At 45.0% G+C, this 26,087-nt stretch carries 26 protein-coding genes and 1 tRNA gene; 11 read left to right on the top strand and 16 right to left on the bottom strand.

Going from position 1 to position 26,087, the window contains the following annotated elements:
• Positions 1–87 precede the first annotated feature (87 nt).
• On the top strand, positions 88–951 hold the full coding sequence (yjeJ, locus tag On2M_RS02800; RefSeq protein WP_187259227.1) for a YjeJ family protein: 864 nt from the start codon (positions 88–90) through the stop codon (positions 949–951).
• A 171-nt stretch (positions 952–1,122) separates the two neighbouring features.
• On the opposite strand, the gene On2M_RS02795 is transcribed toward yjeJ, so the two are convergent.
• The 3 genes from On2M_RS02795 to On2M_RS02785 all read right to left on the bottom strand — a co-directional run bounded on the left by On2M_RS02795 (position 1,123) and on the right by On2M_RS02785 (position 3,594).
• Positions 1,123–1,476 (bottom strand): DUF4156 domain-containing protein, encoded by a 354-nt coding sequence (locus tag On2M_RS02795; protein ID WP_151217317.1) that lies wholly within the window; start codon positions 1,474–1,476, stop codon positions 1,123–1,125.
• Positions 1,477–1,610: 134 nt separating this feature from the next.
• The gene (gene groL / locus On2M_RS02790) at positions 1,611–3,257 is read right to left on the bottom strand and encodes a chaperonin GroEL (protein ID WP_003025464.1); all 1,647 of its coding nucleotides are present in this window, start codon (positions 3,255–3,257) and stop codon (positions 1,611–1,613) included.
• Between the two features lie 43 nt (positions 3,258–3,300).
• Complete coding sequence (locus On2M_RS02785) at positions 3,301–3,594, bottom strand: co-chaperone GroES (RefSeq protein WP_000027827.1); 294 nt, start codon at positions 3,592–3,594, stop codon at positions 3,301–3,303.
• A 274-nt stretch (positions 3,595–3,868) separates the two neighbouring features.
• Between On2M_RS02785 and yjeH the strand changes: the two genes are divergently transcribed.
• Complete coding sequence (gene yjeH / locus On2M_RS02780; RefSeq protein ID WP_187253589.1) at positions 3,869–5,116, top strand: L-methionine/branched-chain amino acid transporter; 1,248 nt, start codon at positions 3,869–3,871, stop codon at positions 5,114–5,116.
• Between the two features lie 40 nt (positions 5,117–5,156).
• On the opposite strand, the gene On2M_RS02775 is transcribed toward yjeH, so the two are convergent.
• The gene (locus On2M_RS02775) at positions 5,157–5,636 is read right to left on the bottom strand and encodes an FxsA family protein (protein WP_187259229.1); all 480 of its coding nucleotides are present in this window, start codon (positions 5,634–5,636) and stop codon (positions 5,157–5,159) included.
• Between the two features lie 337 nt (positions 5,637–5,973).
• Here On2M_RS02775 and aspA point away from each other — a divergent pair, with 337 nt between their 5' ends.
• From aspA to On2M_RS02745, 6 genes are all read left to right on the top strand, one after another.
• Positions 5,974–7,410 (top strand): aspartate ammonia-lyase, encoded by a 1,437-nt coding sequence (aspA, locus tag On2M_RS02770; RefSeq protein WP_016151388.1) that lies wholly within the window; start codon positions 5,974–5,976, stop codon positions 7,408–7,410.
• A gap of 115 nt (positions 7,411–7,525) precedes the next feature.
• A complete protein-coding gene (dcuA, locus tag On2M_RS02765) occupies positions 7,526–8,827 on the top strand; it encodes an anaerobic C4-dicarboxylate transporter DcuA (protein WP_151217313.1) in 1,302 nt (433 codons plus the stop codon).
• A gap of 131 nt (positions 8,828–8,958) precedes the next feature.
• Positions 8,959–9,306, top strand: a complete 348-nt coding sequence (gene cutA, locus On2M_RS02760) for a divalent cation tolerance protein CutA (RefSeq protein WP_151217311.1) — start codon at positions 8,959–8,961, stop codon at positions 9,304–9,306.
• Positions 9,282–10,991 (top strand): protein-disulfide reductase DsbD, encoded by a 1,710-nt coding sequence (locus tag On2M_RS02755; protein ID WP_187259230.1) that lies wholly within the window; start codon positions 9,282–9,284, stop codon positions 10,989–10,991. The genes cutA and On2M_RS02755 overlap by 25 nt, the downstream gene beginning before the upstream one ends.
• Before the next feature lie 36 nt (positions 10,992–11,027).
• A complete protein-coding gene (locus tag On2M_RS02750) occupies positions 11,028–11,603 on the top strand; it encodes a transcriptional regulator (RefSeq protein ID WP_210904338.1) in 576 nt (191 codons plus the stop codon).
• Between the two features lie 158 nt (positions 11,604–11,761).
• Positions 11,762–11,837 (top strand) — tRNA-Phe (locus tag On2M_RS02745).
• A gap of 208 nt (positions 11,838–12,045) precedes the next feature.
• On the opposite strand, the gene On2M_RS02740 is transcribed toward On2M_RS02745, so the two are convergent.
• The 4 genes from On2M_RS02740 to On2M_RS24160 form a co-directional block, all read right to left on the bottom strand.
• Complete coding sequence (locus On2M_RS02740) at positions 12,046–13,029, bottom strand: site-specific integrase (RefSeq protein WP_210904336.1); 984 nt, start codon at positions 13,027–13,029, stop codon at positions 12,046–12,048.
• Between the two features lie 161 nt (positions 13,030–13,190).
• Positions 13,191–14,780 carry a TraI domain-containing protein gene (locus tag On2M_RS02735; RefSeq protein ID WP_210904334.1) on the bottom strand — a complete coding sequence of 530 codons (1,590 nt, stop codon included), beginning with the start codon at positions 14,778–14,780 and terminating at the stop codon, positions 13,191–13,193.
• On the bottom strand, positions 14,764–16,275 hold the full coding sequence (locus On2M_RS02730) for a UvrD-helicase domain-containing protein (protein WP_210904332.1): 1,512 nt from the start codon (positions 16,273–16,275) through the stop codon (positions 14,764–14,766). The genes On2M_RS02735 and On2M_RS02730 overlap by 17 nt, the downstream gene beginning before the upstream one ends.
• Positions 16,276–16,399: 124 nt before the next feature.
• Positions 16,400–16,753 (bottom strand): hypothetical protein, encoded by a 354-nt coding sequence (locus On2M_RS24160; RefSeq protein ID WP_247604916.1) that lies wholly within the window; start codon positions 16,751–16,753, stop codon positions 16,400–16,402.
• A 243-nt stretch (positions 16,754–16,996) separates the two neighbouring features.
• Between On2M_RS24160 and On2M_RS02720 the strand changes: the two genes are divergently transcribed.
• The 3 genes from On2M_RS02720 (at position 16,997) to On2M_RS02710 (ending at position 19,344) form a co-directional block, all read left to right on the top strand.
• Positions 16,997–17,491 (top strand): AAA family ATPase, encoded by a 495-nt coding sequence (locus On2M_RS02720; RefSeq protein WP_210904330.1) that lies wholly within the window; start codon positions 16,997–16,999, stop codon positions 17,489–17,491.
• An 847-nt stretch (positions 17,492–18,338) separates the two neighbouring features.
• Complete coding sequence (iraM, locus tag On2M_RS02715) at positions 18,339–18,713, top strand: anti-adapter protein IraM (RefSeq protein ID WP_348772779.1); 375 nt, start codon at positions 18,339–18,341, stop codon at positions 18,711–18,713.
• Between the two features lie 346 nt (positions 18,714–19,059).
• The gene (locus On2M_RS02710; protein WP_210904326.1) at positions 19,060–19,344 is read left to right on the top strand and encodes a hypothetical protein; all 285 of its coding nucleotides are present in this window, start codon (positions 19,060–19,062) and stop codon (positions 19,342–19,344) included.
• Positions 19,345–20,013: 669 nt separating this feature from the next.
• Here the strand turns inward: On2M_RS02710 and On2M_RS02705 are convergent.
• From On2M_RS02705 to On2M_RS02665, 8 genes are all read right to left on the bottom strand, one after another.
• Complete coding sequence (locus tag On2M_RS02705) at positions 20,014–20,832, bottom strand: CZB domain-containing protein (protein ID WP_210904325.1); 819 nt, start codon at positions 20,830–20,832, stop codon at positions 20,014–20,016.
• Between the two features lie 53 nt (positions 20,833–20,885).
• Positions 20,886–22,583 carry a pilus assembly protein gene (locus On2M_RS02700; protein ID WP_210904324.1) on the bottom strand — a complete coding sequence of 566 codons (1,698 nt, stop codon included), beginning with the start codon at positions 22,581–22,583 and terminating at the stop codon, positions 20,886–20,888.
• A gap of 19 nt (positions 22,584–22,602) precedes the next feature.
• A complete protein-coding gene (gene tadF / locus On2M_RS02695; protein WP_210904323.1) occupies positions 22,603–23,229 on the bottom strand; it encodes a tight adherence pilus pseudopilin TadF in 627 nt (208 codons plus the stop codon).
• A complete protein-coding gene (locus On2M_RS02690; RefSeq protein WP_210904322.1) occupies positions 23,222–23,713 on the bottom strand; it encodes a TadE family protein in 492 nt (163 codons plus the stop codon). The genes tadF and On2M_RS02690 overlap by 8 nt, the downstream gene beginning before the upstream one ends.
• A gap of 417 nt (positions 23,714–24,130) precedes the next feature.
• On the bottom strand, positions 24,131–24,604 hold the full coding sequence (locus On2M_RS02680; protein WP_210904320.1) for a hypothetical protein: 474 nt from the start codon (positions 24,602–24,604) through the stop codon (positions 24,131–24,133).
• Between the two features lie 15 nt (positions 24,605–24,619).
• Positions 24,620–25,159 carry a roadblock/LC7 domain-containing protein gene (locus On2M_RS02675; RefSeq protein WP_087052294.1) on the bottom strand — a complete coding sequence of 180 codons (540 nt, stop codon included), beginning with the start codon at positions 25,157–25,159 and terminating at the stop codon, positions 24,620–24,622.
• A 1-nt stretch (position 25,160) separates the two neighbouring features.
• The gene (locus tag On2M_RS02670; protein ID WP_210904318.1) at positions 25,161–25,706 is read right to left on the bottom strand and encodes a GTPase; all 546 of its coding nucleotides are present in this window, start codon (positions 25,704–25,706) and stop codon (positions 25,161–25,163) included.
• Between the two features lie 18 nt (positions 25,707–25,724).
• On the bottom strand, positions 25,725–26,087 hold the full coding sequence (locus On2M_RS02665) for a hypothetical protein (RefSeq protein WP_044329178.1): 363 nt from the start codon (positions 26,085–26,087) through the stop codon (positions 25,725–25,727).

The following is a 26,087-nucleotide window of genomic DNA, read 5'->3' as shown; positions in this document are numbered from 1 at the left end:
TCGCGGCGCGCAATTTATTATTTGCAAAACATATAAATCAGGTCAAATCTAGATTTTTAATAAATATATGGTTAGGGAGAACCTTTGATGACTATCAGTATTAAAGGTATTAATACCGGTGTTATTCGTCAGAAGAATGAATTTGTTGCTTTGGCATTGAAGATTAAAGAACCAAGAAATAAAGAGTCGTTATTTTTTCTCTCTCCGCTTGGACTAAGAGATCTGCTTATCGCGCTCGAGAGCAGACTCTATACAAAGCACCAGCTTAGCGAAGACGCTCGTTTGCAATATGAAAAAGAACGTGACAAAGCCAGCAAAAAAATGCACGAAAATATCCCTTTAATTCAGGAAGATGAGTTAAGGAACGCGGATATTAACTTTCGCATAAATTCGCTCATGTTAGTGAATAATAAAGGGGAAAACTTAACATTTTCTCTGACGTTGCATGACGGAAAAACGCACGAACTACGGGTTAATGAATTACAGATTCAAGTGCTGGTCCATGCAATTATTCATGCAATAAATAATGCAGGCATGCGGGAGTTGGCGCTACGAATTACATCACTACTGGATTTTCTGCCGCTGTATGATGTTGATTGCCAGCAAAACGACAATCTTGAATACGACTCTTATACACAACCAGAATGGAAGCATAACCTGTTTAATCATTATCTGGCGATTATCTATCGTTATAAGGATGAAAAAGGGAAAGTCCAGTTCTGTGGATCGGTAGTAAAAACTCGCGCCCTTTCCGGCAGCAAAGAAGCCGAAGCCATTACTCGTCGTCTTCTCGATTTCAGCCCTCGGCTGAAAAAAATAGCGGGCGTACCCTGTCAGGTATTTGTCAGAACGTTGACGAGTGATAAGGCGCAAAAGCTCACTCAGGATCAATGCTTGCGCGCACTACATCATTTACGCGTCCAGTCTGCGCAAAAAGTTCAGAATGCCTGATGGCGTTGCGCTTATCAGGCCTATGACCAAGCGAATTTGGTAAGTGCTTTTCATTACGCAAAATCATTCAATCTGCATCACGGCGGCAAGCAAAGAGATCCCCAGGAGCATAGATAGCTATGTGACTGGGGTTTCATAGCGCAGCCAACAAGGAGGCAGGATGAAGTGTAATCAATTAGGGCACTTATAAACCTGGCCAGTCATCTCACTGGCAGTAGGAACAAAGCTGGAAAGCATTCCTTGTGATGGGCTGCTGACGCCATAAATCACGTTACCACCCATTGCTGCGGCCTGGTTACGCAGATCGTTTGCGGCACCACGCATTGAACCACCCTCTTCGCCGTGCTGGCCAGAAAGCCAGTTACTTTGTTTGCCGGTTGCAGTGCCAATCAGTTGACACTCTGCGCCAGGCTTGTCTTCGACAAAGCGTACGCTTTGTCCGGCAGAACTCAGTTCGTTGCTGGAGCTACAACCCGCCATCAGTAGCGCGGCACCAACGATCCCTGCTAAATATTTCACGTGCATGTCATTCCCCATAATCAATTAGCTGGACGTTATGTCCGTAGCTGAATCATATACTAAAAAGATGACCAAAAGAAAAACCCCCGGACATTTCTGCCCAGGGGTTTCTCAATTCTGAGAGATTCAGAACAACATGATTACATCATGCCGCCCATACCGCCCATGCCGCCCATACCACCAGCAGCACCTAAGTCAGGCGCATCGCCTTTCGGCAGGTCGGTAACCATGCACTCGGTGGTGATCATCAGACCCGCAACAGAAGCAGCGTACTGCAGAGCAGAACGCGTTACTTTGGTTGGATCCAGGATACCCATGTCGATCATGTTGCCGTACTCTTCAGTTGCAGCGTTGTAGCCGTAGTTACCGTCGCCCGCTTTCACGGTGTTAGCCACTACAGAAGGTTCTTCGCCGCAGTTCAGCACGATTTGACGCAGCGGGGATTCCATTGCGCGCAGCGCAACTTTAATACCAACGTTCTGGTCTTCGTTCTGGCCTTTCAGGCCAGCAATTTTGCTTGCTACACGGATCAGCGCAACACCACCACCAGCAACCACGCCTTCTTCTACCGCAGCACGGGTCGCGTGCAGGGCATCTTCAACGCGGGCTTTCTTCTCTTTCATTTCAACTTCAGTCGCAGCACCTACTTTGATAACTGCAACGCCGCCTGCCAGTTTCGCTACGCGCTCCTGCAGTTTTTCACGGTCGTAGTCGGAAGTTGCTTCTTCGATCTGCTGACGAATCTGAGTCACGCGACCCTGGATTGCAGCTTCGTCACCCACGCCATCGATGATGGTGGTGGTGTCTTTGTTGATAACAACGCGTTTAGCCTGACCCAGATCTTCCAGAGTTGCTTTTTCCAGCTCCATACCGATCTCTTCAGAGATAACGGTACCACCGGTCAGGGTAGCGATATCCTGCAGCATCGCTTTACGACGGTCGCCGAAGCCTGGTGCTTTAACCGCAGCCACTTTCACGATACCGCGCATGGTGTTAACAACCAGAGTTGCCAGCGCCTCGCCTTCAACATCTTCAGCGATGATCAGCAGCGGTTTGCCTGCTTTCGCAACGGCTTCCAGAACCGGCAGCATTTCGCGGATGTTGGAGATTTTCTTATCAGCCAGCAGGATGAACGGGCTTTCCAGTTCTACTGCGCCAGTTTCCGGCTTGTTGATGAAGTAAGGAGACAGGTAGCCACGGTCGAACTGCATACCTTCAACCACGTCCAGTTCATCCTGCAGACCGGTACCGTCTTCAACGGTGATCACGCCTTCTTTACCGACTTTGTCCATCGCTTCAGCGATCAGTTTACCTACGGTTTCGTCGGAGTTAGCGGAGATAGTACCAACCTGAGCAATAGCTTTAGAGTCGGAGCACGGTACGGACAGTGCTTTCAGTTCTTCAACGGCAGCAGCGACAGCTTTGTCGATACCACGTTTCAGATCCATCGGGTTCATGCCCGCAGCAACGGCTTTCAGACCTTCAGTGATGATGGACTGAGCCAGTACGGTTGCGGTGGTGGTACCGTCGCCTGCAGCGTCGTTCGCTTTAGAGGCAACTTCTTTCACCATCTGCGCACCCATGTTTTCGAACTTGTCTTCCAGTTCGATTTCACGTGCTACGGAAACACCATCTTTAGTGATGGTCGGTGCACCGAAAGATTTATCCAGAACTACGTTACGGCCTTTTGGACCGAGGGTAACTTTCACTGCATCTGCCAGTACATTTACGCCGCGCAGCATTTTCACACGAGCGTCGTTACCGAATTTTACGTCTTTAGCTGCCATTTTCTCTTTCCCTTAAATTCGTATGTTCAGTGTCGTTCGCGGATTAGGCTTCAACAATTGCCAGGATGTCGCTTTCAGACATGATCAACACTTCTTCATTGTCGATCTTCTCAGATTTAACACCGTAGCCATCGTTGAAAATAACGATATCGCCGACTTTAACGTCCAGCGGCTGTACGGTACCGTTGTCCAGGATGCGACCCTTACCGACAGCGATGATTTCGCCACGAGTTGATTTACCTGCTGCAGAACCGGTCAGTACGATGCCACCAGCAGATTTAGATTCAACTTCTTTACGTTTGACGATCACACGATCATGTAACGGACGAATACTCATTGATAGCTCTCCTTTGAGAAAGTCTTTATCAGTTATGGGTGACGCCGGCCCGTAAACGGTTTCCCGGCTAGTGACCAGAGAGATGGGGATGGGGTTTTGTGCCTTCAAGGGGGCAAGCGAAAAAAAATTTTTATCAGCAGAAAATCCCGTCAAAACGCCGACGCGCCTCACATTTCATAACGATTTCAGCCGCGTCGTCATAAGCAAATCCGATTGTGATACCATCAAAAATCTGCGCTGTAGCCCGTCATTGGGCATAACCGGATAACAACTTATGAGCGGACTGAAACAAGAGCTGGGACTGGCTCAGGGCGTTGGCCTGTTGTCGACATCATTGTTAGGTACAGGCGTTTTCGCCGTCCCTGCACTGGCTGCGCTGGTGGCCGGCAACAACAGTTTGTGGGCCTGGCCGGTGCTGATTGTTTTAGTTTTTCCCGTGGCGATTGTCTTTGCCATACTGGGTCGCCATTTTCCCAGCGCGGGCGGCGTAGCGCATTTTGTCGGCATGGCCTTTGGCTCACGCCTGGAGCGCGTCACCGGATGGCTGTTTTTGTCGGTGATTCCCGTCGGCTTGCCCGCGGCATTACACATCGCCGCCGGATTTGGTCAGGCGATGTTTGGCTGGCATGACGAGCAACTGCTGTTGGCGGAACTCGGTACGCTGGGATTGGTTTGGTATATCGGCTCTCGCGGCGCAAGCTCCAGCGCGAATCTGCAAACGGTCATTGCCGGACTGATTGTTGCCCTCATTGTCGCTATCTGGTGGGCGGGCGATCTGAAACCTGGCGAAATCCCCTTCCCTGCGATTAGCGATATTGAACTACCCGGGCTATTCGCCGCGCTGTCGGTGATGTTCTGGTGTTTTGTTGGCCTTGAAGCCTTTGCTCATCTGGCGTCTGAATTCAAAAATCCTGAGCGGGATTTCCCGCGCGCGCTAATGATAGGTCTGCTGCTGGCGGGCTCTGTTTATTGGGCATGCACCGTCGTCGTGCTTCATTTTGGCGCCTACGGCGAACAGATGGCGGCAGCGGCATCACTGCCAGAGATCGTCGTGCAGCTGTTTGGCGTACAGGCACTGTGGGTCGCCTGCATCATTGGTTATCTGGCCTGTTTTGCCAGCCTTAACATTTATATTCAAAGCTTCGCCCGGCTGGTCTGGTCGCAAGCACAGTATAAACCGGAGAGTCATCTGGCACGTCTGTCTCCCCGTCACCTTCCACGCAATGCGCTAAACGCCGTATTGGGCTGCTGCGTGGTGAGTACCTTGTGCATCTATATGCTGCAAATCAATCTCGATGCGTTAATCGTCTATGCCAACGGCATTTTTATTATGATTTACCTGCTGTGCATGCTGGCGGGATGTCGATTACTGAAAGGGCATTACCGCGCACTGGCAGTCATTGGCGGTCTGCTGTGTCTACTGCTACTGACGATGGTTGGCTGGAAGAGCCTGTACGCCCTGATTATGCTGGCTGGGCTGTGGCTGTTTTTACCGAGTCGGAAAATGGCTGAGGCCAAATAAGCAATAAAAAAGCCCGGTAGTACTTACCGGGCCTGCGGGGTCAGTCTCGACGATCGTCGTCTTTATGATCAAGACGGTTGCGCTCATCGTCTTTACGCTGAAATTCACCGTCGAAGGTCTCACCGCCACCGGTTCCAGCGCTAAAACCGCCACCCGGCATCCGCGAAAAACGTAAATACGGCAGCAGTTTCATCGTCAGATGTTTTTGCACCGGAGGTAATAAAAGGAGAAGACCGAGGAAATCGGTGAAAAAGCCGGGCAGCACCAACAGCAAACCAGCGATAATCAGCGACACGCTTTTGATCATTTCTGCAGCCGGACTTTCACCAGCCGCCATTTTTTGTTGCATCAGTAAAAAGTTCTTAAATCCCTGGTTACGAACCAGTGACATACCGATAACCGACGTAAAAATAACCAAAATCAGCGTCATCAGGACACCAAATACATGGGCGACCTGAATAAAAATGGATATCTCTATGTAAACATAGAGAAAAATGGCAATTAGTGGTATCCAGCGCAAGGGGATCTCCTGTTAATAACAGTCGTTTTTTTCAACGCCTGTACGAAAATTATGTGACTCGCATCGGTTTGATATTGTGGTGGTTAGCAAAATTTCAAGCGGCTTGTACACTAATATTTAGGGTTAATCACAAAGGGGTGATCCATTTCACAGAATAATAAATAAGGGGTAAATTCCACGCTTTAAGTGATCCAGATTACGGTAGAAATCCTGAACCAGCATATGATCTCGAGTATCAGACCGATGCAGGGGATAATCGTCGGTCGAGAAACAATCGAAATCACATATATCCTGTGTGTTTAGTCAAATCATTGGCAGCTTGAAAAAGAAGGTTCACATGTTAAACAACATTCGTATCGAAGAAGACTTGTTGGGTACCAGGGAAGTTCCAGCGGACGCCTACTACGGTGTTCACACTCTGAGAGCGATTGAAAACTTCTACATTAGCAACAACAAAATCAGCGACATTCCTGAATTTGTTCGCGGTATGGTAATGGTTAAAAAGGCAGCGGCAATGGCCAACAAAGAGCTGCAAACCATTCCTAAGAGTGTGGCAAATGCCATCATCGCGGCGTGTGATGAAGTCCTGAATAACGGAAAATGCATGGATCAATTCCCGGTAGACGTTTACCAGGGTGGTGCGGGTACCTCCGTCAACATGAACACCAACGAAGTGCTGGCCAATATCGGTCTGGAACTGATGGGTCACCAGAAAGGTGAATATCAGTACCTGAACCCGAACGACCACGTTAACAAATGTCAGTCTACCAACGACGCTTACCCAACCGGCTTCCGTATCGCTGTTTACGCATCCATCATCAAACTGATTGATGCTCTGAACCAACTGCGTGAAGGCTTCGAACAAAAAGCTGTTGAATTCCAGGACATCCTGAAAATGGGTCGTACCCAGTTGCAAGATGCTGTACCGATGACTCTCGGTCAGGAATTCCATGCTTTCAGCGTACTGTTGAAAGAAGAAGTGAAAAACATTAGTCGTACCGCAGAACTGCTGCTGGAAGTTAACCTCGGCGCAACGGCAATCGGTACAGGTCTGAACACGCCGAAAGAATACTCCCCGCTGGCAGTACAGAAACTGGCTGAAGTCACTGGCTTCGCTTGTGTTCCTGCTGAAGACCTGATTGAAGCGACGTCTGACTGCGGCGCATACGTTATGGTGCACGGCGCACTGAAACGTCTGGCTGTTAAGATGTCCAAAATCTGTAACGACCTGCGTTTACTCTCCTCTGGCCCACGTGCTGGTCTGAACGAGATCAACCTGCCAGAACTGCAGGCGGGTTCTTCTATCATGCCCGCAAAAGTGAACCCGGTTGTTCCGGAAGTCGTAAACCAGGTGTGCTTCAAAGTCATCGGTAACGACATCACTGTCACCATGGCATCTGAAGCGGGTCAGCTGCAGCTGAACGTAATGGAACCGGTCATTGGCCAGGCAATGTTTGAATCCATTCACATTCTGAGCAATGCTTGCTACAACCTGCTGGAAAAATGCGTTAGTGGTATCACTGCTAACAAAGAAGTCTGTGAAGCGTTTGTATTCAACTCCATCGGCATCGTTACTTACCTCAACCCGTTCATCGGTCACCACAACGGCGACATCGTCGGTAAAATTTGTGCCGAAACCGGTAAGAGCGTACGTGAAGTTGTCCTGGAACGCGGTCTGTTGACCGAGTCTGAACTGGACGATATCTTCTCTGCACAGAACCTGATGCACCCTGCTTATAAAGCAAAACGTTATACTGATGAAAGCGAACAGTAATCGTGTAGGGTAGTACCGGAGAAGGCACGTCATGATGACGTGCCTTTTTTCTTACTCGAAGTTACTTAAAAACAACAATTTAATATCAACTTGTTAAACAACAAGGAAGGCTAATATGATAGTTTTAGAACTTATCATCGTTTTGCTGGCAATCTTTTTAGGTGCCAGACTTGGGGGTATAGGTATTGGATTTGCAGGTGGGCTGGGTGTTCTGGTTCTTGCCGCTATTGGCGTAAAACCGGGTAATATTCCGTTCGATGTTATTTCCATTATCATGGCGGTTATCGCTGCTATCTCTGCCATGCAGATTGCCGGTGGTCTGGACTATCTGGTTCATCAAACTGAAAAACTGCTGCGTAAGAATCCGAAATACATCACGATCCTTGCACCTATCGTGACCTATTTCCTGACGATCTTTGCCGGTACCGGCAACATCTCTCTGGCTACTCTGCCGGTTATCGCTGAAGTCGCGAAGGAGCAAGGTATCAAGCCTTGCCGTCCGCTCTCTACCGCGGTGGTTTCCGCACAGATTGCGATTACGGCGTCTCCAATCTCCGCGGCTGTGGTTTACATGTCTTCCGTCATGGAAGGTCATGGCATCAGCTACATTCACCTGCTGTCCGTGGTCATTCCATCCACTCTGCTGGCCGTTCTGGTGATGTCCTTCCTGATCACCGCACTGTTCAACTCCAAACTGTCTGACGACCCGATTTATCGTAAACGTCTGGAAGAAGGCCTGGTTGAACTGCGCGGTGAAAGACAAGTTGAAATCAAAGCTGGCGCGAAAACCTCCGTTTGGCTGTTCCTGCTGGGCGTGGTTTGCGTCGTTGTATACGCCATCATCAACAGCCCAAGCCTTGGCCTGGTCGCTAAACCGCTGATGAACACCACCAACGCAATCCTGATCATCATGCTGAGCATCGCGACGCTGACGACAATCATCTGCCGCGTTGAAACTGACTCCATCCTGAACTCCAGCACCTTCAAAGCCGGTATGAGCGCCTGTATTTGTATCCTGGGTGTTGCATGGCTGGGTGATACCTTCGTATCTCACAACATTGACTGGATCAAAGATACTGCAGGTAGCGTAATCCAGGGTCATCCGTGGCTGCTGGCGGTCATCTTCTTCTTTGCTTCTGCACTGCTGTACTCTCAGGCTGCAACCGCTAAAGCACTGATGCCGATGGCTCTGGCTCTGAACGTTTCCCCGCTGACTGCTGTTGCGTCTTTCGCCGCGGTTTCTGGCCTGTTCATTCTGCCAACCTACCCAACTCTGGTTGCGGCGGTTCAGATGGATGACACCGGAACAACCCGCATCGGTAAATTCGTCTTTAACCATCCGTTCTTCATCCCAGGTACTCTGGGTGTCGTTCTGGCTGTCTGCTTCGGCTTCTTGCTGGGCAGCTTCATGCTATAAGACTTTACTGCAGGGTGCCTTCGCACCCTGCAGTTCCTCCTCTTTATCACCCCGCTTTAGCTAACATCCTTCCCTCGTCCGTTGTATAGTGACCACTCTTTAGCTGGTTACTCTGTTCTTTCGAGGTGTTTATGCTTGATGTAAAGAGTCAGGATATTTCCATCCCCGATACCGTTGTGGTGCTCTGTACTGCGCCGGATGAAGCAACCGCCCAGGATCTGGCTGCAAAAGTGCTGGCGGAAAAGCTAGCCGCCTGTGTAACGCTACTGCCCGGTGCGACCTCCCTCTATTATTGGGAAGGTAAACTGGAGCAGGAATATGAAGTCCAGATGATTTTAAAAACCACCGTTACGCACCAGCAAGCCCTACTCGATTGCCTGAAGTCACATCATCCATATCAAACACCTGAACTTCTGGTTTTACCCGTCATTCACGGAGACTTTGATTACCGCTCATGGCTCAACGCATCCTTACGCTGATCCTGCTGCTGTGCAGCACATCTACTTTTGCCGGATTATTTGACGCGCCAGGCCGCTCGCAGTTTGTACCTGCCGATCGGGCGTTTGTTTTTGATTTCCAGCAAAACCAACACGATCTGAACCTCACATGGCAGGTTAAAGATGGCTATTATCTGTATCGCAAACAGATAAGCATTACGCCTTCTCAGGCTGATATCGCCGAGGTAAAACTACCGCCGGGGGTCTGGCATGAAGATGAGTTTTACGGCAAAAGTGAGATATACCGTAAACAGTTGACCATCCCGGTCACGATCAATCAGGCGAAATCTGGCGCAACATTAACGGTCACGTACCAGGGCTGTGCTGACGCCGGATTTTGCTACCCGCCAGAAACCAAAACCGTACCGTTAAGTGAAGTATCCGCCGATACCCAGGCAACACCTGCGCCAGTGCCAGCCACTGTCGCGCCGCAAGAGCAACCGGAGCCCGCAGCCAAACTCCCCTTTACCGCTCTGTGGGCATTACTGATCGGAATAGGCATCGCGTTTACGCCCTGCGTATTACCGATGTATCCATTGATTTCCGGCATCGTGCTGGGCGGCAAGCAACGATTATCAACCGGGCGCGCACTGTTGCTGACGTTTATCTACGTCCAGGGGATGGCGCTCACCTATACCGCGTTGGGTCTGGTTGTTGCGGCCGCTGGATTGCAGTTCCAGGCCGCACTACAGCATCCTTACGTTCTGATTGGCCTTGCCGTCATCTTTACGCTACTCGCGTTATCGATGTTTGGTTTGTTTACGCTGCAGCTCCCTTCATCGCTGCAAACGCGCCTTACATTGATGAGTAACCGCCAGCAAGGTGGTTCTCCCGGTAGCGTCTTTGCGATGGGGGCGATCGCAGGTCTCATCTGTTCTCCTTGTACCACAGCCCCGTTAAGCGCGATTTTGCTGTATATCGCTCAGAGCGGGAACATGTGGCTGGGAGGCGGCACGCTGTATCTGTACGCGCTGGGGATGGGATTACCTCTGATGCTGATTACCGTATTTGGCAATCGCCTGTTACCTAAAAGCGGCCCCTGGATGGAGCATGTCAAAACCGCTTTTGGTTTTGTCATTCTGGCGCTTCCCGTCTTCTTACTCGAACGCATCATTGGCGACGAATGGGGCGCTCGCCTGTGGTCAGCGCTTGGCGTCGCATTCTTTGCGTGGGCATTCATCACCAGCCTGCAGGCAAAGCACGCCTGGATGCGCATCGTGCAGATTGTCCTGTTAGCTGCAGCGCTGGTCAGCGTAAGACCATTACAGGACTGGGCGTTCGGTGCGCCGCATGCTCAAGACCAGACGCATCTTAACTTTACGCCGGTAGCATCGGTAGATGCGCTAAATCAGGCGCTGGCGCAAGCTAAAGGCAAGCCTGTTATGCTGGATTTGTATGCCGACTGGTGCGTGGCCTGCAAAGAGTTTGAGAAGTATACGTTCAGTAACCCACAGGTTCAGCAAGCGCTCGGCAACACAGTGCTTTTGCAGGCGGATGTGACGGCAAACAATGCCCAGGATGTTGCTCTGCTGAAGCATTTACAGGTTTTAGGTTTGCCGACTATTTTGTTCTTTGACGCTGAAGGGAAAGAGCACCCGGAGGCCCGGGTAACAGGCTTTATGGATGCCACGACCTTCAGCGCACATTTGCGCGATCGCCAACCGTGAGCGACACTTGCAACAGGAAATACGGAGGAGAATACCGTGCAACGTGAAGATGTCCTGGGAGAAACCCTGAAATTACTTGAGGTTCAAGGGATAGCCAATACCACGCTGGAAATGGTGGCCGAACGTATCAATTATCCTCTTGATGAACTACAACGCTTTTGGCCCGATAAAGAGGCCATTCTGTACGATGCGTTACGTTACCTCAGCCAGCGGGTGGATATCTGGCGGCGTCAGCTTTTGCTGGATGACACCCAGAGCGTTGAGCAGAAATTACTGGCACGCTACAACGCGCTGTCCGAATGCGTGAGCAATAATCGCTATCCAGGCTGCCTGTTCATCGCCGCCTGTACGTTTTACCCCGATCCCGGACATCCGATCCATCAGTTAGCCGATCAACAAAAAAAGGCGGCGCATGACTTCACCCATGAACTGCTCACGACGCTGGAAGTTGACGACCCGGCAATGGTTGCCAAACAGATGGAACTGGTGCTGGAAGGCTGCCTGAGCCGCATGTTGGTCAATCGTAGCCATGCTGATGTCGAAACAGCACACCGTCTGGCTGAAGATATCCTGCGCTTTGCTCAGTGCCGTATGGGCGGTGCGCTGACTTAAGCGCACAACGCTTATTGGGTGGTGAGAAATTGGCACCACGCTATTTTGTTCAATCTTCAGGCATAAATGCGTAGATTGCCGTAATATTAAGCGGTTGAACGGTTTTTCCCGAAATTTAATTGACTGACAGACGTGAATACGGTTTAATGCGCCCCGTTGCCCGGATAGCTCAGTCGGTAGAGCAGGGGATTGAAAATCCCCGTGTCCTTGGTTCGATTCCGAGTCCGGGCACCACTCTTATCAAAGTACGTTGGTTAGGGCTTGAGAACCTTAACGGACGTTACGTGGAACCCGGAAGGACAATCGATGTAGCAGGTCAGTCTACACATCGAGATGGATTTTAGGGTTTCTCAAGTAAGGGAACTTGTTCGCGCAGGTTCCCTTTTCTCGATCACTCAATATCGTTACAGCTTATCTATTCTTTGTCAACCCACTGTAAATACTATCGCGCATGTGCTGCTTTTAGCTGCATAAACTGCGCTTCCAGAGCTCTCCCCATCACTGCAATATCATTCTCCACATACTCCAGCGTTGATTTCATGTTTGAATGACCCAGCACACTTTGCGCCATATGCAGGTTCTGCTCCGGCATTTTCATCATCTCCGTTGCCAGCGTGTGTCTGAAACGATGAGGACTGATCGCAAACTGACACTCCTTAGACAGACGACGGAAGAATGCTCTTACCTGAGGAGAATCCATATCATCGCCGATGGTGGGATCTTTGCCGGTAAAAAGTGCAATATTGAACAGACGGTCATTGCCTTTTAATCCTTCACTCTGCGCTTTCTCCACTAAGCAGGTAAGTCGGGGACGCAGAAAACTGATCACTGGCACACAGTGTTCTTTGTGATTTTTACAACCTTCCGTAATCAGCCGAATCTGCCCCTCTCTCAAATCAACATCATTCAGCCGAATATGTAATAACTGGTTCTGACGTATCCCTGTGTAATAGAGCGTATCCAAGACAGTGAGCCAGAACCAGGCAGGAAATAAGGCACAGCGGGAGTATTTAAGTCCCAGCCCTTTATTCTCCTGATTCTCATACTGCTCCATAATCTGATAGGCATACTCAATCTGAGCCTGAGTGAGCGTTTTCTTTCTCTTTTTGTCCGGTTTAACTACCGAATTGTTAAACGGATTTTCATCATAGTGCAGCAACCCACGCTGTATTCCATAGTTAAAGATGGCCCGCATATGCGCCACCTTGTTATTCCAGGTGCGTCCGGACAGCTTTTTCTCTTTTAAAAGAAAACGGCGCCAGGCAAGCACTTTGTGATATGTAACATCATTAGGACAGCTTAACGGTCCCATATAATTTACAAATGATTTAAAGACTTTGGTATAACTCCATTCAGATGCTGAGCGCAGAGGTTTTGCAAAAAAATATTCATCAATCAATTGATTCCAGGTAATATTTGTATCCATTTTTATCACCGCTATTGAGCTTTTATTATTAATACACACACAATCTGTGTGTTTAAATTCCCGCAGTTTGATGCGCATGACAAAGCCAAAACATTTCAATTTGTAACAAAAACTGATGCTATGCTAAGATTTTTCTTATATTAAATTTGTTACATTTAATTTCAATTCATGACCTTTAGAAATAAACTGTCGCTGGGAAAGTTACCAACAGCATAAATCTCTGACATCTTTATCAGATACCCTGTTAACTTTTTGTATCTCCCCCTACTCCCTGGCTCTTCATAAAGACAGCATTGCCAGAATCGCCGGGAATCACTGACCCGATGTTTTCGCATCTTCTCAAATGCCGCCTGCACCTGATCCTTCCTCCCGCCGTCTTTCAGACCAGAAGAACAGGAACGCGAATGTGATTTCAAAAACAGAAAAAAAACACCCGGGACGCTGATAAATACGAAGCCACAAGTCAGATGAACACAGGCATCAGCAGTATTTACCGGTATATCCCCCTCACGAAGCCCATCCCTTAGCCAGGACCAGAACAAATCTCCCAGCTCCGCTGAGGAAAGCGATGATACGCCATCCGAGGATGATCCAGTGCATTCAGTGGTAACGGTGTCATTGATAACCTCTTCTGCTGCTGAAGTCTCAAGTGCAACCGCGACTTCCGGAAACGATTCTCCTGCCACCATATCGGTCTCTGTGTTCACGCCTTCCTTTTCAGGCGACTGTGTGTCAGTGTTTGTCAGTCCTCCCAGAATCGACATGACCTGAAGAACATCTGGATCTGTTTCAGCAATAGGCTGCCCTTCCCCACGTTCAGGCTTAGCATCAGATTCAAGGGAAGATAAAAGGACAGCAGTCTCCTGCCCTCCATCAACCATGACAGGGGCATCAGGAGGAGTTGTAGAAGAACCTTTCCTCAACACGGGAGCTACTGTCGCGGCAGGGTTAAGTGTCTCTGCTAATTCAGAAGTCTGCTCTTCCTGTGCAATGGGAAAACCAAGAGGTATCCCTCCGGCATGTACAATGGCCTCATTAACGATATCCGTAATATCCTTTGCATCACTGTAACGTCCGCTAATGAAAGCCAGCAATGTTCTCAGAATATCAGGGTTTTTACCCAGCCACTGAAGAACCGGTTCTGGCAAAAATCTGAGAGCGATCAATTCACCATAAACCTGAGCAGCTGCTATATCGGGTTCTGCTTTAAAACGAAAACGATAAGGTTCTTCCGGAACACTTAATCCCGGGCGCCACACAGCACCACTACGGAGCTCGCCTTCAATATTCCATAAGCGCCCCAACGAGTGGAATAATGCAGCGTAATAAACGACAGCACTCCAGCTGACTGACTGCGCGGATTGTTCCTCTGCAGATGCACCTCGGGGCAGCATATATCCTTTTGATAAACGTACGGCAAAGACCGTCGTCTGTATGACGTAATCCACCATGCCGTCTGTATAGGCAAATTTCCCCTGAGCCGAAGCCGGGAGTCTCTGACATAAACCCACAACGCCGTGTATAGGGAGTAAAAAATAACGTTCGAAACGCTCTTTAGGTAACGCGCTGTTCTCCCACAAAATCCTTAACCATTGCTGCCGTCGTTCATGCTGTAACAAATCTGAAATGGCCGCTGGGTTAAAATATCCATCCGTGACGGGAATAAGTCCCTTCTTCGCATTTCCCGATTTATTTTCTTCTATCTGTCTGAGGTTTTTCTTCTCCATCCATGACTTAACTTTCCGGAACATATTCAGTTCCTTTTTTATCATTTTCCGTACTCACTTCTGACTCACCCGATTTATCCGCAAAAGTTCCGGCTATGTCTTCAGCCCGAGGCTGGATTAGAAGCTCGTGCAATATCGGATCGGTTATAAGTACTTTACGCGCCCGAGTGGCTGCCACATACATGAGGTTAATTTCATCCTGTCGCTGACTTTCCGGCATGTCAGGATCCAGAATATCGGGAAAGTCATCATGTAACTTCACTCTGTCCCATTCGAGCCCCTTACTTCTGTGTGCTGTACATACCGTCACATCAGCTTCAGATTCACTGATGACGCGTTGCTCACGTAACGTATTCAGTCTGTCCGGTAACGGAAAAAACTGTTCAAGAATAAATATCGCCTGCTTCATCTCCACATCACCGGTATCTTCGGCTATCTGCAGATATTCATCATAGTCCCGGTAATCTCGGGTCAGCCTGTCGTGCCGCATACGCTCCGACATATCAATTGAGAACCAGTACAAATCCAGTAAATCCTCAATTCTGTAGCTTTCCATACCACCAACCCAGAATACTTTCCTGCCAGCCAGCGACCAGTGCAATGCCGTCCGGATGACACCACAGACAGATCGGTGAAGAACTGCATGATGGCCAAAATTCCGCGGCATTGTCAGCAGAACACGGTCTGCGCCCCCCTTTCCAGCTATCTGATGCGTTTCCCCCTTCAGGGCTAGCAGCCTGTTGGCCACCTCAGCCACCTCCGGACCGAAGCGAAAGCTGTGGGTCAGCCAAAGATGATCTGCGTTCTCCAGTTGAGGTGCGTGCATGGCATTATCCGCACCACGAAAGCGGTAGATTTGCTGATGAGTATCGCCAACAAGCACGACCCGGCAGATCTGGTTGAGCACAATGGAGCTGATGACAGGATTGGCATCCTGGGCTTCATCAAACAATAACGTGCTATAGCGGGAAGACAAATTCGGTTTGCTCAGTTGGAAAAGCTTTAGATAGGTATCATGAGTCACCGGAAAATCCCCCTGGCGGGCCGACATCATTGCCCAGATTTTCTTTGCTGAAAGCAGGATTTGACCTGGTTGTAGCCCCTTACAGTCGTCAGGATCAGGCATGTGTTCAGGCGTAATATCGGTGGCCGCGCTACACATAAAGCGATTCAGAACATCAAGCGTCAGTCTGGACAGCAACCAGTCGCGGGAGTTTAGCGCCCGGGCGACATCGGTCAGTCGTAGTGAATTAATCAGACGATGACTGTAATGTTTCCCGACCGTCGGCCAGGCCAGTTGATGCGATGTTTTGCAGGTAACGTTGAAGGGGAATTTCTGCTCCGCCTCATCTCTGATGGCTCGGTTATAAGCAATATAGAGCATTCGTTCCGTTGGATTTTCCTCAGCATAACGACGAAGTGTGGTGGTTTTGCCACTCCCGGCAAAAGCACAAACAACCAGACGTTCGCCCTTCCATGCGATGACAGCAGCCTGTTCAGGAGTATCAGTGTGGGACATAATCGGGCTCCGGATAAAAGCATTTTGCTCATCCTGAGAACCCTGCAGACTGTTATCCAGTGCAATTTATAAATCCAAAAAAAAGAATTCTGCAAACCAGCCCTGTACCATCAAGTTCATATCCTCAGCGGAGGAAATGCGTGAAATCCAGCGCAACACACGGAGTATCACCCACTACCCAGGCATCATGATCCTCAGAAACCTCAAATGCTTCGCCGGCATGAATAAGGTATTCATTTCCGGAGCAGTCACGCACCATCATTTCACCGGAAATGATAAAACCAGTATGACGTTCTGACAGTTTTCCCGTCATTGCCCCGACATGAAGAGACCAGCGCCAGCCGGGTTGATATGTGCCTATGCCAATGGCAGAAGAATTTAATCTCACTGAGTTTCTTAAACTACCATCAAGAAAAGTCGTTTCTGAATCAGGATATTGCGTACTCTTTCTTATAAAAAATCGAGTATTGTTGTTCATATTCACTCCGGAAAGACTATCAAGTGTCCTTAGCCCTTCCCCGCTCTGCGGGACTGAACAGGATGACTTTACTGACACAACTTGCCGCAGCTCAAAAAATAATTATGTGCAGATGTTCTCAATTTTTCCTGGGAGATCCGGATGATCCTGTCCAGCCCAGGAGCAGCAGTGATAAATTAGGGAGATCACTGACATACAGGCTGAGATATAAAACTCAATCTGCATACTTAGAGGATTTGAAAAATGTTTATCATCTTTGCCGGATTACCCGGAACTGGCAAAAGCACCATAGCTCATGCTCTCGCGAAGGAACTTGGTGCCGTATACTTACGTATTGATACTATCGAACAGGCAATCCGTTGCGCAGAAAATCATGATAAAGAGACGGGCCCTGCAGGGTATTTTGTGGCATACGAACTTGCCCGGGATAATCTGAAGCTGGGTCTGAATGTCATAGCAGATTCAGTTAACCCACTACTACTTACACGAGAAGCCTATCGGGAGGTTGCTTTATCTACTGGCTCAAAATTCCTGGAGGTTGAGGTGATTTGTTCAGATGTGAATACTCATCGTTCACGTGTAGAAAGCAGGATTTCAGATATCGAAGGATTAAAACTACCGGACTGGAATGCTGTCATCACACGTGATTACGAACAATGGGACCAGGAGCATTTGATTATTGATAGTTCAAAATTATTGGTAAAACAGTGCATTGAAATTATCATTAATGCGTTATAAGGCACATGCAAAAATAAGTGACTTATAAGTAAACTACAAACTTAAACTGTACTGTTCAAGGCTCTAAGGTGCATATATGCATATTAAGACTGAGTTCGGAATTCAATAATACAACCTTGTTAACGACATGAAATCAGAAAAATCGATATATTTTACTTTATGATAATCTCATAACCTTCCTATCACCGGGGATGCCAATTTAATCTCTGTGTTTATTAAACCTGCATTTGCTTTGATTCACAGAATTAGCAGGCGCATAACACATTGATTTAATAATACGTCAAAGTCTGTTTCAAAGTATTATCTATGTAGCAATTTACAATACAAACCGCCAGTGTTAAATGCAGGAATCAGAAAATCCGACCTGAATTCTCCCCGCCCCACCCCCGATCACAACACATATAGTTTCCTAACAATACAAATTAGAGCTACTTATATTTATACCTTTCCAAAATCACATCTTGACCGGCATCAGACATCATCCAAAAATAAACAACTCTTAATAATTCAGAATATTAACCTTCATTTTAAGAGCATTTTTCATGATCAGCACCATCTAACACCCAAGTGAAAACAAGATAATGACTGAAGCAACGTTTAATAATGACGATATAACGTAACCAAAATTTTCGACACTCAAAAAATGATTAAAAAGAGCAATTTGTAATATTTTGTAAGTCGTTTGTCACGCATTTGTGAATAAGCCATTAATAATTAACTCTTTTCCATTACTCACATAAAAACGATCTTTTTCAATAGGTTACGAATTCCTCAAAGTGAACTACGCTGAATTGTTTCCTTAAGGACATGAAGTCTAATTAGTAACCAAAGTGAATATCAAGGTCGTATGATGGAATGGTATGTTATTGATACAGTGGTAAGTCCTTCAGTCGGAGTTTGCTTTTCTTGTATACGTGGCTTTAAAAATCTGAAGTTAACAATTTGGTATCAGGCGGATATTTTTTTGGCGCCGGGCAGCATGATCGAGCCCTACGATAAGGGGGTATTAATAAATGGAAAGGTATACCCCATAACTGTTTACAATGTCACCAGATACAACAAAGAATTATGGATATGTATGAAGGAGAAAAGCCTTTGTCCGGGAAGTCAGTCCATAAATAACAAATATTGTAATATTTACAGAAAATGTATGGTATCGATTTGTCCTTTCGGGCTTATCCGGCAAGATCCTGAAGATAAGATAACCCACGAAAATTTTTAAAACAATTAATCCAGGTAGTATCGGTGCTTTATTAATTCCGAGACTACCTAACCTGAGATCGGCTCGTCCCTGGTGGACATTGAAGGGGGGAATCTGTGTTTATCCGGTAAATCCTATGCACACACTACTCAGGATGGAGGAAAAATAATGCTGACTTAAGTGACTGGCCAGATCCCTATGTGCCTATTCGACAGTACAATAACCCAAGAACGGGATCAGTTTGGAGATCACAAATTATTGCCCTACCTTCCGGCAGCGGTGATAGGTTGGTTCGCTCTACTTACACAGAATCGCAGGGAGCGTTAGTGCCAATGATATAGTCGATTGTCAAGCCAGATTGCGTCAGGTGATCCAGTCGCTGGAGCAGAATTCTGATCTCTCCATCGAAATGCTGGCAAGCAGTGCCTGTTTGTCATTCTACCATTTTCACAGGGTGTTTACGGGCGTGGCAGGAGAGATACCCGGAGAGATGTGTCGTCCTCTGCGTATTCAGCGGGCTGCCTGGCAGCTCCTTTATACCGATGCCAATATCACTGACCATAGCGATGGAGGCGTGACTAGCCAGCTTCCAGGCATTTGCCAAGGTATTTCGCCGTTACTATGGCTGCACGCCGGGAGAGTTTCGCCGTGATAAGAGCAAGAATGGACACCTTATAAGCAAGGATGGACACGCTATTGAGCAGCGAATTCTTATGCTGAAGGTACCTTATCAGCAAGGAACAATACCATGAAGACTCACGAGATGAACGCCCGTACTCTGTCTACATCCGTGTAACCGTCCCTATGGCGAGGGGCATGATTCGGTCTACGGCCAGTTGCATCAATGGACACTTACCCGCAGTTTTGAAGGTGGGGAGTGGATCTAAATCTATAACGATAATCCCGAAATTACTTCGCCAGCCAAGTGTCGCGCTAACATCGGGGTGACAGTGCCTGCAAGTACAGTGGGGACGGGAGCAGTTGAGAACCAGCTAATTCCCGCTGGAGACATTATGCGCCTGATAGCTTTTAGGAATTTCACTCAAATCACGGACTCGAATACAGTAACAACCATTAGAATTCTTCTGGTACAGAATGTCCTTGCAAAGTTGTAGACACTGTGCAGCCTATGAGTAATGATTAAAAAAAGGGGGGAACCACACTCCCCCAAACTCCAAAAGTAAAAATGTCAGAATCCAAGTTATAAATATATTTATTTAATCAGCAAAATCAATATTAATAATCAAATGTTATACATTAATATAGAAATAAAATATTATAAAACTGAAAGATATGATAATGAAAACTGCGGCATACAATGCTAGATTGTTTCAAAAAAAGTAATAATATCATTCTGCACTTTCGCTGAAACCTTCTTAAAATTAGTACCTAGCTCCAATCTGGCTGCTTCAACTCCCTGAGTTTTTAGTACATCAACAACTTGTTTCACACATGAATGGAACATTCGATGACTATTCATAAGCTGGACAAATTCAGGTAAATCCCCGTATTTAGATGTTCCAACCGAATGTAACCATTTTCCAAGGTCGCATTCATTATCAGCAGAGGCCTTATCAATTGGGAAAGACTCATCCAGACCATTAATCATCGCTACAAGTCGGTCACGCCATTTACAGTGTGCATCAAGAGCTGATTTAACATTTAACCCATGATTCTGAACATCATTCTCGTTATAAAGAATAGCAAGAAGGTTTGCTTCAGTATCACTCAAACCGCGTCTTATTAACGCCAAATTAGCTCTGGACCGATCCGCGATTAGATAAATAAATACATCTTTTATTCCACGACATGGATACAGTAAATGATAAATCTGGTCTGTTGAAATTATTATATCTTGTATTTCATCTTCAACCTCAAGTAGCTTAATTGTTTTTAACTCAGATTTGATCACCTTTACAGCACATTCAGTATGGATTTCAGAATTTTTGATATATCCTGATGAAGCCAACTTCATACCACTATTAAGATCGATAAATGCGACCATTAAGACAGAACTGTCGATTCGTAACTGGTCAAGGACAGTATCAAATTTTGCCATTTCATTATTCTCCACTGGTAAAATCTCATGTTTTACACCCCTGTCTTTGGAAAACAGTTGCGTTAAAAATTCGAATATCATACTGATACCATCATTAGTTAGTTGACATCCGTAAAATAATCATTTAAAAATGACTATTTATTAATAAAATGAATATTACCTTTCTGTAATATACCACCAAGAACATCTTTTAGGGTGCTATAATCCAAAGCAGTGAAAGCACCATCAGTTCCAACACAATTATCCCGCCAAAAAGAGAGTCTTTTCTCGTTATTATCAGTGGCAGATAGGGAAATATAAAATATCTTCACACCTTTTGTATCGGAGGATAGTTCCTTCAGCCCATCGACAATTTTCTGGCACATATGAAACTGGGTGTGAAACTTCGTACTAAGTTCTGCAACATCCCTTGTATCTTCACCATCCGTAATTATAATTATAATTTTTTGTGGATTAACGCCACGACTAACAACTTTAGCTGCGGTTAATAACCCAGCAGTAGTATCATTATTGGTCCCAAGATGTACTTTCATTTTTGAAAATTTTTGTAATTCAGATTGGCTAGATGTGAGATTAATTACATAAGCGTTTTGTTTAATTGAAGGTACAATTCGAGGATAATTCAGGTTATTGCTATAGATATTATAGTTAAAGCCAGATGAACACATACCACCAAAAACACTTGAGAAAAAGTATTCGGGTACAAAAGGCACTTCAAAAACTTTATAATCATTACTAAAAAGTACTTTTTTGTCTAAAGTGGCTGAGTGATTGACTGTCATATTTGTCGCAATTGATTGATATGTCATGTTCCCAATTTTTGACATCACACCATATTCATTATTGAATTTACTAAGATTAGCAGGCGTGGTAATATTGTATCCAATACGCTCACACGAAAGTCCAGGCAAGTCAGTTATATTAACACAAATACCAGAATCAATAAGCTGCTTATCCCACATACCCAAAACATCAGTATAATAAGAATATTGTGCTAAATTATTTTCTTTAATAGCTTGATTTGCAGTAAGAAAAGAATCGCCAGGAATTTTGAAAGACCAGAAATCGAAGTCAAGATCATACTTTTGATTAAATTTATAAGGTAAACTACATCCGATTCGGGCTCCCCCTAACGGATTTTTACCAGATAATTCAACAGGTATGCCAAGATCGAAAGGAACTATGCCAATCTTAGTTTTAGATTTAGATTCAATAATATCTTTAGATAAATCTGAGACAACTTTTTGAAGTAATTGCATACGATTCATTGAAGGTTCAGAAGATGCCATCAGCATTGAACCTGAAAAGTCAACGGCAAAAACTATATCACTTTCGACAGAAGACTCATCTATAGTTTTACGAACAATACCATTACTACCGTCAGAAGAAATTTGGACATCCTTTCCAAAACCAGGTAATCCATGTTCCAGGCTTTCAAAAATTGGATTTGAAAGAATCGCAGCATCAGCAATGTAATCAAGACTAACTACACGTGACGTGTCATCAGGATCATATTTTTTCCGTAACGTGACCTTTAAACTACCTGGTTTAATCTTATCGGAAGGAAGATAATAATCAATATATGACTCAAGTAATTGTTCATTTCTCGTAATATCAGTATCTAAACTATTATCGTTCCCAGTTAAAGCGACAGCAAGTGCTCCTTGAGATAAGGCATCAGACAATTTTGCTCTTTTAATTAAAAAACGAGCTCCATCAATACCAATAGAAAAAGAAGCAATCAAAATAGGTAAAACTATAGCAAACATTACTGATACTGCAGCACGATTATTTTGAATGTAAGAAAATTTAAAAAAAGATAAATTATACATTATATATTCACCTCGCACGTCAGCGCGGAACGACCGCATTGCTTGAGATAACTGATGGAGTTATAACACCAATATATGAAAAGGCCTTTAAAAAGTAGCTTTCATCACCTTTGATACATAAAGTTATCTGATATACTGGCAACCAACGTAGCGTCCCTCCTACTTCATTTGACCATACTGACAAATCTGTTAACGTATCGGACTCTATATCTTTAACTGGTGCGCAGATCACTGGATTTAATAAACTTGATTTAGTGATGTTAATCGTTTTGCTACTATCAATAACCTTATTATTTTCTGTTGACGAACTATCAAAATATACAGCCTGTACATTTAAACTTACCTTGTTGGCTAACTGACTGTCGTTTAGCAACTCATTAGTAATATCATAAATCATATCCACCTGAGACTGAGTCACAACCTCATCTTTCCCATATAGTAGCGTTCGTTCACGTAAAACAGACGCCAGAGAATAACCACTTCTAGCCAGACGACTTTCATTAGCATACAAGGTAGTAAAATCTAACAAAATTAAAGCAAGCATAATTAAAACAGGGAAAATAATTGCAAACTCAATTGTTACACTACCTCGGGTACGCCATGCAAGATCATTTAACGTCAATCTAAGAAAGGTTATTTTATACACGCTTTGCCTCCTGAATATAAATAATCTTTCTTGTAAAAAGTGAGTCAAAATGTCCATCGTTAAAAATAAAAAATAAAGGTTTATAATGATATTTTAAAGAATAGAGTGCCAGCATTTTGCTTCCTGCTGTATCATCAATAGTGCAACTACTCGCTGTATTAACCAAATCAGAGATTTTATCGCAATGAAGAACAGTAGCATCAACAGACTGTCCAGATGCTAATAATGGCCATAACACAATATTGTCATTAAGCATTTTATTGAAAGATAGTTCATAATCAGTAACTGATGGCTCAAGTGAGGTATAGCGAGCTGACTCTGCTAACACGAGATCTATAGCGGCTGTAAGGTACATTATTCGGCATAATTCCAAATTAAAAAGTACGGACGCCAAAAAAGGAATGAGCACCAACGAGAACTCAATAGAAGCAGTACCATTATTACTAAAAATCATCCTGCATCTAGATAATAATAATCGAGTCATTTGATATCCCAATGATCAGCGTTAAAAAGTAACCAGTTCCGATTGACAAAGCGTAAGGTACACTCACAAACTTTCCCTTTAACCGAGGAAAAACAAGCATAAAGGTAGCAATAACCCCCCCGCTAAGAGACATCAATAAGAGGAAAATAAACATTAAATCAGAAGGTAATGACAGTGTGAGTGCGAAAGAAAATTTTGCATCGCCGGCCCCCCAAAAATTTAATACAAACAATAAAAAACCAATTATTAACACCATAAATGGAACAAATAGAGATAACTCAGCTCTGCAATAAAATAACAATATAGATAATAAAATGATAATTACAGAATTATAGTTATATATCCTTCTATATATAACATCTGTAATCATCGCATGAACGACGCAGAGGCAGATCAATCCGTAAATGAAAAACATAATTAACGTCTTCTACTTCTTATACCCTTACGTTTCTTTTTAGTAACAGTCTTTTTAATAGACAAAACAATCTGTTCAACAGTGTTACTCATGGATATTCTGTTCTGACTAAGATTGATACCAGAGGATTTTTCAGTGATAATGTGTAAGTAAGAATCAAAATACTGATGAATCAAAGCATCTCGCTCAAGCAGAACTGGATTTAGTGGTATTGCACCAGAAATCATATCGGCATTAACCAAGAAGGCGATATCACAAAGTATACTTTCCCTAATGGAAGGGTCTGAAATATGCTGAGATAATTGTTCATTCCATAAAGTATACTTCTCCGGAACATTTCGTAGATAAAAATCCAAACGTTCTTCGATTAGCTGTTCACGATTATCCAGAACTGGTTTTAACGGTATAAAACCAGAACTCATATCACCTGCACATAAAATCAATGCCACCTTCATGATACTATAGTTGAGTACCATATATATCCTCCAAAGTTAGATATACGATTTAATATCATCGGAAAGTTTATTAATTAACCACAAAGCCTGTCCCAAAGAATCTATTTCTCCAGAAATAGCCATCAGCACAAGTTCCATCGATTTACCCGAAATTAAATAAATAAAAACAGAACGCTTAGCGCTGTTGAGATAAAGATATTGGTATGTCGGGGCACCAATCTCCTGAAGCATTGCAGAGCCAATCGACTGTAGTGAACTTGACATCGCAGCAACGCGACGTAAACTTTCTTTTTGATACTCTTCCAAAACCGAAGATACCTCAAACCCATCAACCGTTGTCAAAATAACATTCTGGATATCTGGATATTTTTTAACAAACATCTTTAAGGTCTGATCGAGGCGATTCTTGATTTCTTCACTGATAACAGACTCATCCACAGGTAGGGGATACTCATGCTCATCTTCTCTTGGATGAAGAGAATTATCTGGCTCTACCTCTTGTTCTGACAGAGGATCAGCTTCTGTACTATTAAATCTGGTACGCAGTGGAAACGGCAGACCTTGTTTGGTAGGCATATCAAGCTCCTGAACCTGTAATCATATGCAACAACTTATTTAGGACATTCTCAATCGTTTCTGAAGCTCTGGCATCAATCCAAAACATCGGAAAATCACCGGCTGTCTCGTCAATGCGGCTTTGTAGTTGCTGTTTCTCTAATGTATTGAGTAAATCATGCTTCATAATTGCGATAACCATTGGCGTTACACCAGAACTCTTCTTAATTGAGTTTGTATAATAAATGATATCGTCAACCAATGATTTATGAGTAGCGTCAGCAAGCAGAATAATTCCGGAACAACCTTTTTGTAAAATTTCCCATGAATAGGCAAATCGTTCTTGTCCAGGTACACCATACAAACGCATTAAATAATTCTGATTGGAATGCTTAACCGTAAATTCCCCATAATCTAATCCAACGGTAGTCGTATTTTTTTGCTCGCTGTAGCCTGTTGTCATTGCCACATCAGTGGCAATGACTTTACTTTGGCTCACTGCATTAATTGCGGTTGTCTTGCCCACGCCCGTACGACCGATGAACAAGATTTTATAGTCATTTTTCATGAACCAAATTTCCAGCAGTTAAATATTTTCGACAGTCCCCTCAACATCCATAACTCTTCGACGAGCAAGAGCCAGGTTACTGTCACGCCGGGAAAGAACCAGATAAATAAATACAGAATCAACCTTCTGTAATGGACGTAAAATATGATACTGATTTTCAAGCGTGATAAGAATATCCTCAATCACTTCATTAATACCGAGAAGTTTAATTGTCTTAATTTTGGCTTTGATTACATCAGTATTACCTGCCGCAGCAATTTCAATGTCAATTCCCGAACCAACATGACCCAAAATCATGCCATTACGTGTATCAACGACTGCAGCACAAATAGCGCCATCAAGCGTCATTAAAGAATCCAGAGAATCAGTTAACTTACTCAT

Origin of the sequence: Citrobacter sp. On2M, from assembly GCF_018035235.1 — a bacterium.
Taxonomy (GTDB): Bacteria; Pseudomonadota; Gammaproteobacteria; order Enterobacterales; family Enterobacteriaceae; genus Citrobacter; species Citrobacter meridianamericanus.
This window is presented reverse-complemented; position numbering and strand designations above follow the sequence as displayed.

Excerpts from the sequence above, each read along its gene's own strand:
- On2M_RS02705 (WP_210904325.1), bottom strand. The coding sequence starts at position 20,832 with ATGATATTCGAATTTTTAACGCAACTGTTTTCCAAAGACAGGGGTGTA.
- On2M_RS02740 (WP_210904336.1), bottom strand. The coding sequence starts at position 13,029 with ATGGATACAAATATTACCTGGAATCAATTGATTGATGAATATTTTTTT.
- On2M_RS02680 (WP_210904320.1), bottom strand. The coding sequence starts at position 24,604 with ATGGTACTCAACTATAGTATCATGAAGGTGGCATTGATTTTATGTGCA.
- On2M_RS02690 (WP_210904322.1), bottom strand. The coding sequence starts at position 23,713 with ATGACTCGATTATTATTATCTAGATGCAGGATGATTTTTAGTAATAAT.
- dcuA (WP_151217313.1), top strand. The coding sequence starts at position 7,526 with ATGATAGTTTTAGAACTTATCATCGTTTTGCTGGCAATCTTTTTAGGT.
- On2M_RS02795 (WP_151217317.1), bottom strand. The coding sequence starts at position 1,476 with ATGCACGTGAAATATTTAGCAGGGATCGTTGGTGCCGCGCTACTGATG.
- On2M_RS02785 (WP_000027827.1), bottom strand. The coding sequence starts at position 3,594 with ATGAGTATTCGTCCGTTACATGATCGTGTGATCGTCAAACGTAAAGAA.
- On2M_RS02675 (WP_087052294.1), bottom strand. The coding sequence starts at position 25,159 with ATGCCTACCAAACAAGGTCTGCCGTTTCCACTGCGTACCAGATTTAAT.
- On2M_RS02670 (WP_210904318.1), bottom strand. The coding sequence starts at position 25,706 with ATGAAAAATGACTATAAAATCTTGTTCATCGGTCGTACGGGCGTGGGC.
- On2M_RS02730 (WP_210904332.1), bottom strand. The coding sequence starts at position 16,275 with ATGTCCCACACTGATACTCCTGAACAGGCTGCTGTCATCGCATGGAAG.
- yjeJ (WP_187259227.1), top strand. The coding sequence starts at position 88 with ATGACTATCAGTATTAAAGGTATTAATACCGGTGTTATTCGTCAGAAG.
- On2M_RS24160 (WP_247604916.1), bottom strand. The coding sequence starts at position 16,753 with ATGAACAACAATACTCGATTTTTTATAAGAAAGAGTACGCAATATCCT.
- cutA (WP_151217311.1), top strand. The coding sequence starts at position 8,959 with ATGCTTGATGTAAAGAGTCAGGATATTTCCATCCCCGATACCGTTGTG.
- iraM (WP_348772779.1), top strand. The coding sequence starts at position 18,339 with ATGATGGAATGGTATGTTATTGATACAGTGGTAAGTCCTTCAGTCGGA.
- groL (WP_003025464.1), bottom strand. The coding sequence starts at position 3,257 with ATGGCAGCTAAAGACGTAAAATTCGGTAACGACGCTCGTGTGAAAATG.
- On2M_RS02720 (WP_210904330.1), top strand. The coding sequence starts at position 16,997 with ATGTTTATCATCTTTGCCGGATTACCCGGAACTGGCAAAAGCACCATA.
- yjeH (WP_187253589.1), top strand. The coding sequence starts at position 3,869 with ATGAGCGGACTGAAACAAGAGCTGGGACTGGCTCAGGGCGTTGGCCTG.
- On2M_RS02755 (WP_187259230.1), top strand. The coding sequence starts at position 9,282 with ATGGCTCAACGCATCCTTACGCTGATCCTGCTGCTGTGCAGCACATCT.
- On2M_RS02735 (WP_210904334.1), bottom strand. The coding sequence starts at position 14,780 with ATGTTCCGGAAAGTTAAGTCATGGATGGAGAAGAAAAACCTCAGACAG.
- On2M_RS02700 (WP_210904324.1), bottom strand. The coding sequence starts at position 22,583 with ATGTATAATTTATCTTTTTTTAAATTTTCTTACATTCAAAATAATCGT.
- On2M_RS02665 (WP_044329178.1), bottom strand. The coding sequence starts at position 26,087 with ATGAGTAAGTTAACTGATTCTCTGGATTCTTTAATGACGCTTGATGGC.
- aspA (WP_016151388.1), top strand. The coding sequence starts at position 5,974 with ATGTTAAACAACATTCGTATCGAAGAAGACTTGTTGGGTACCAGGGAA.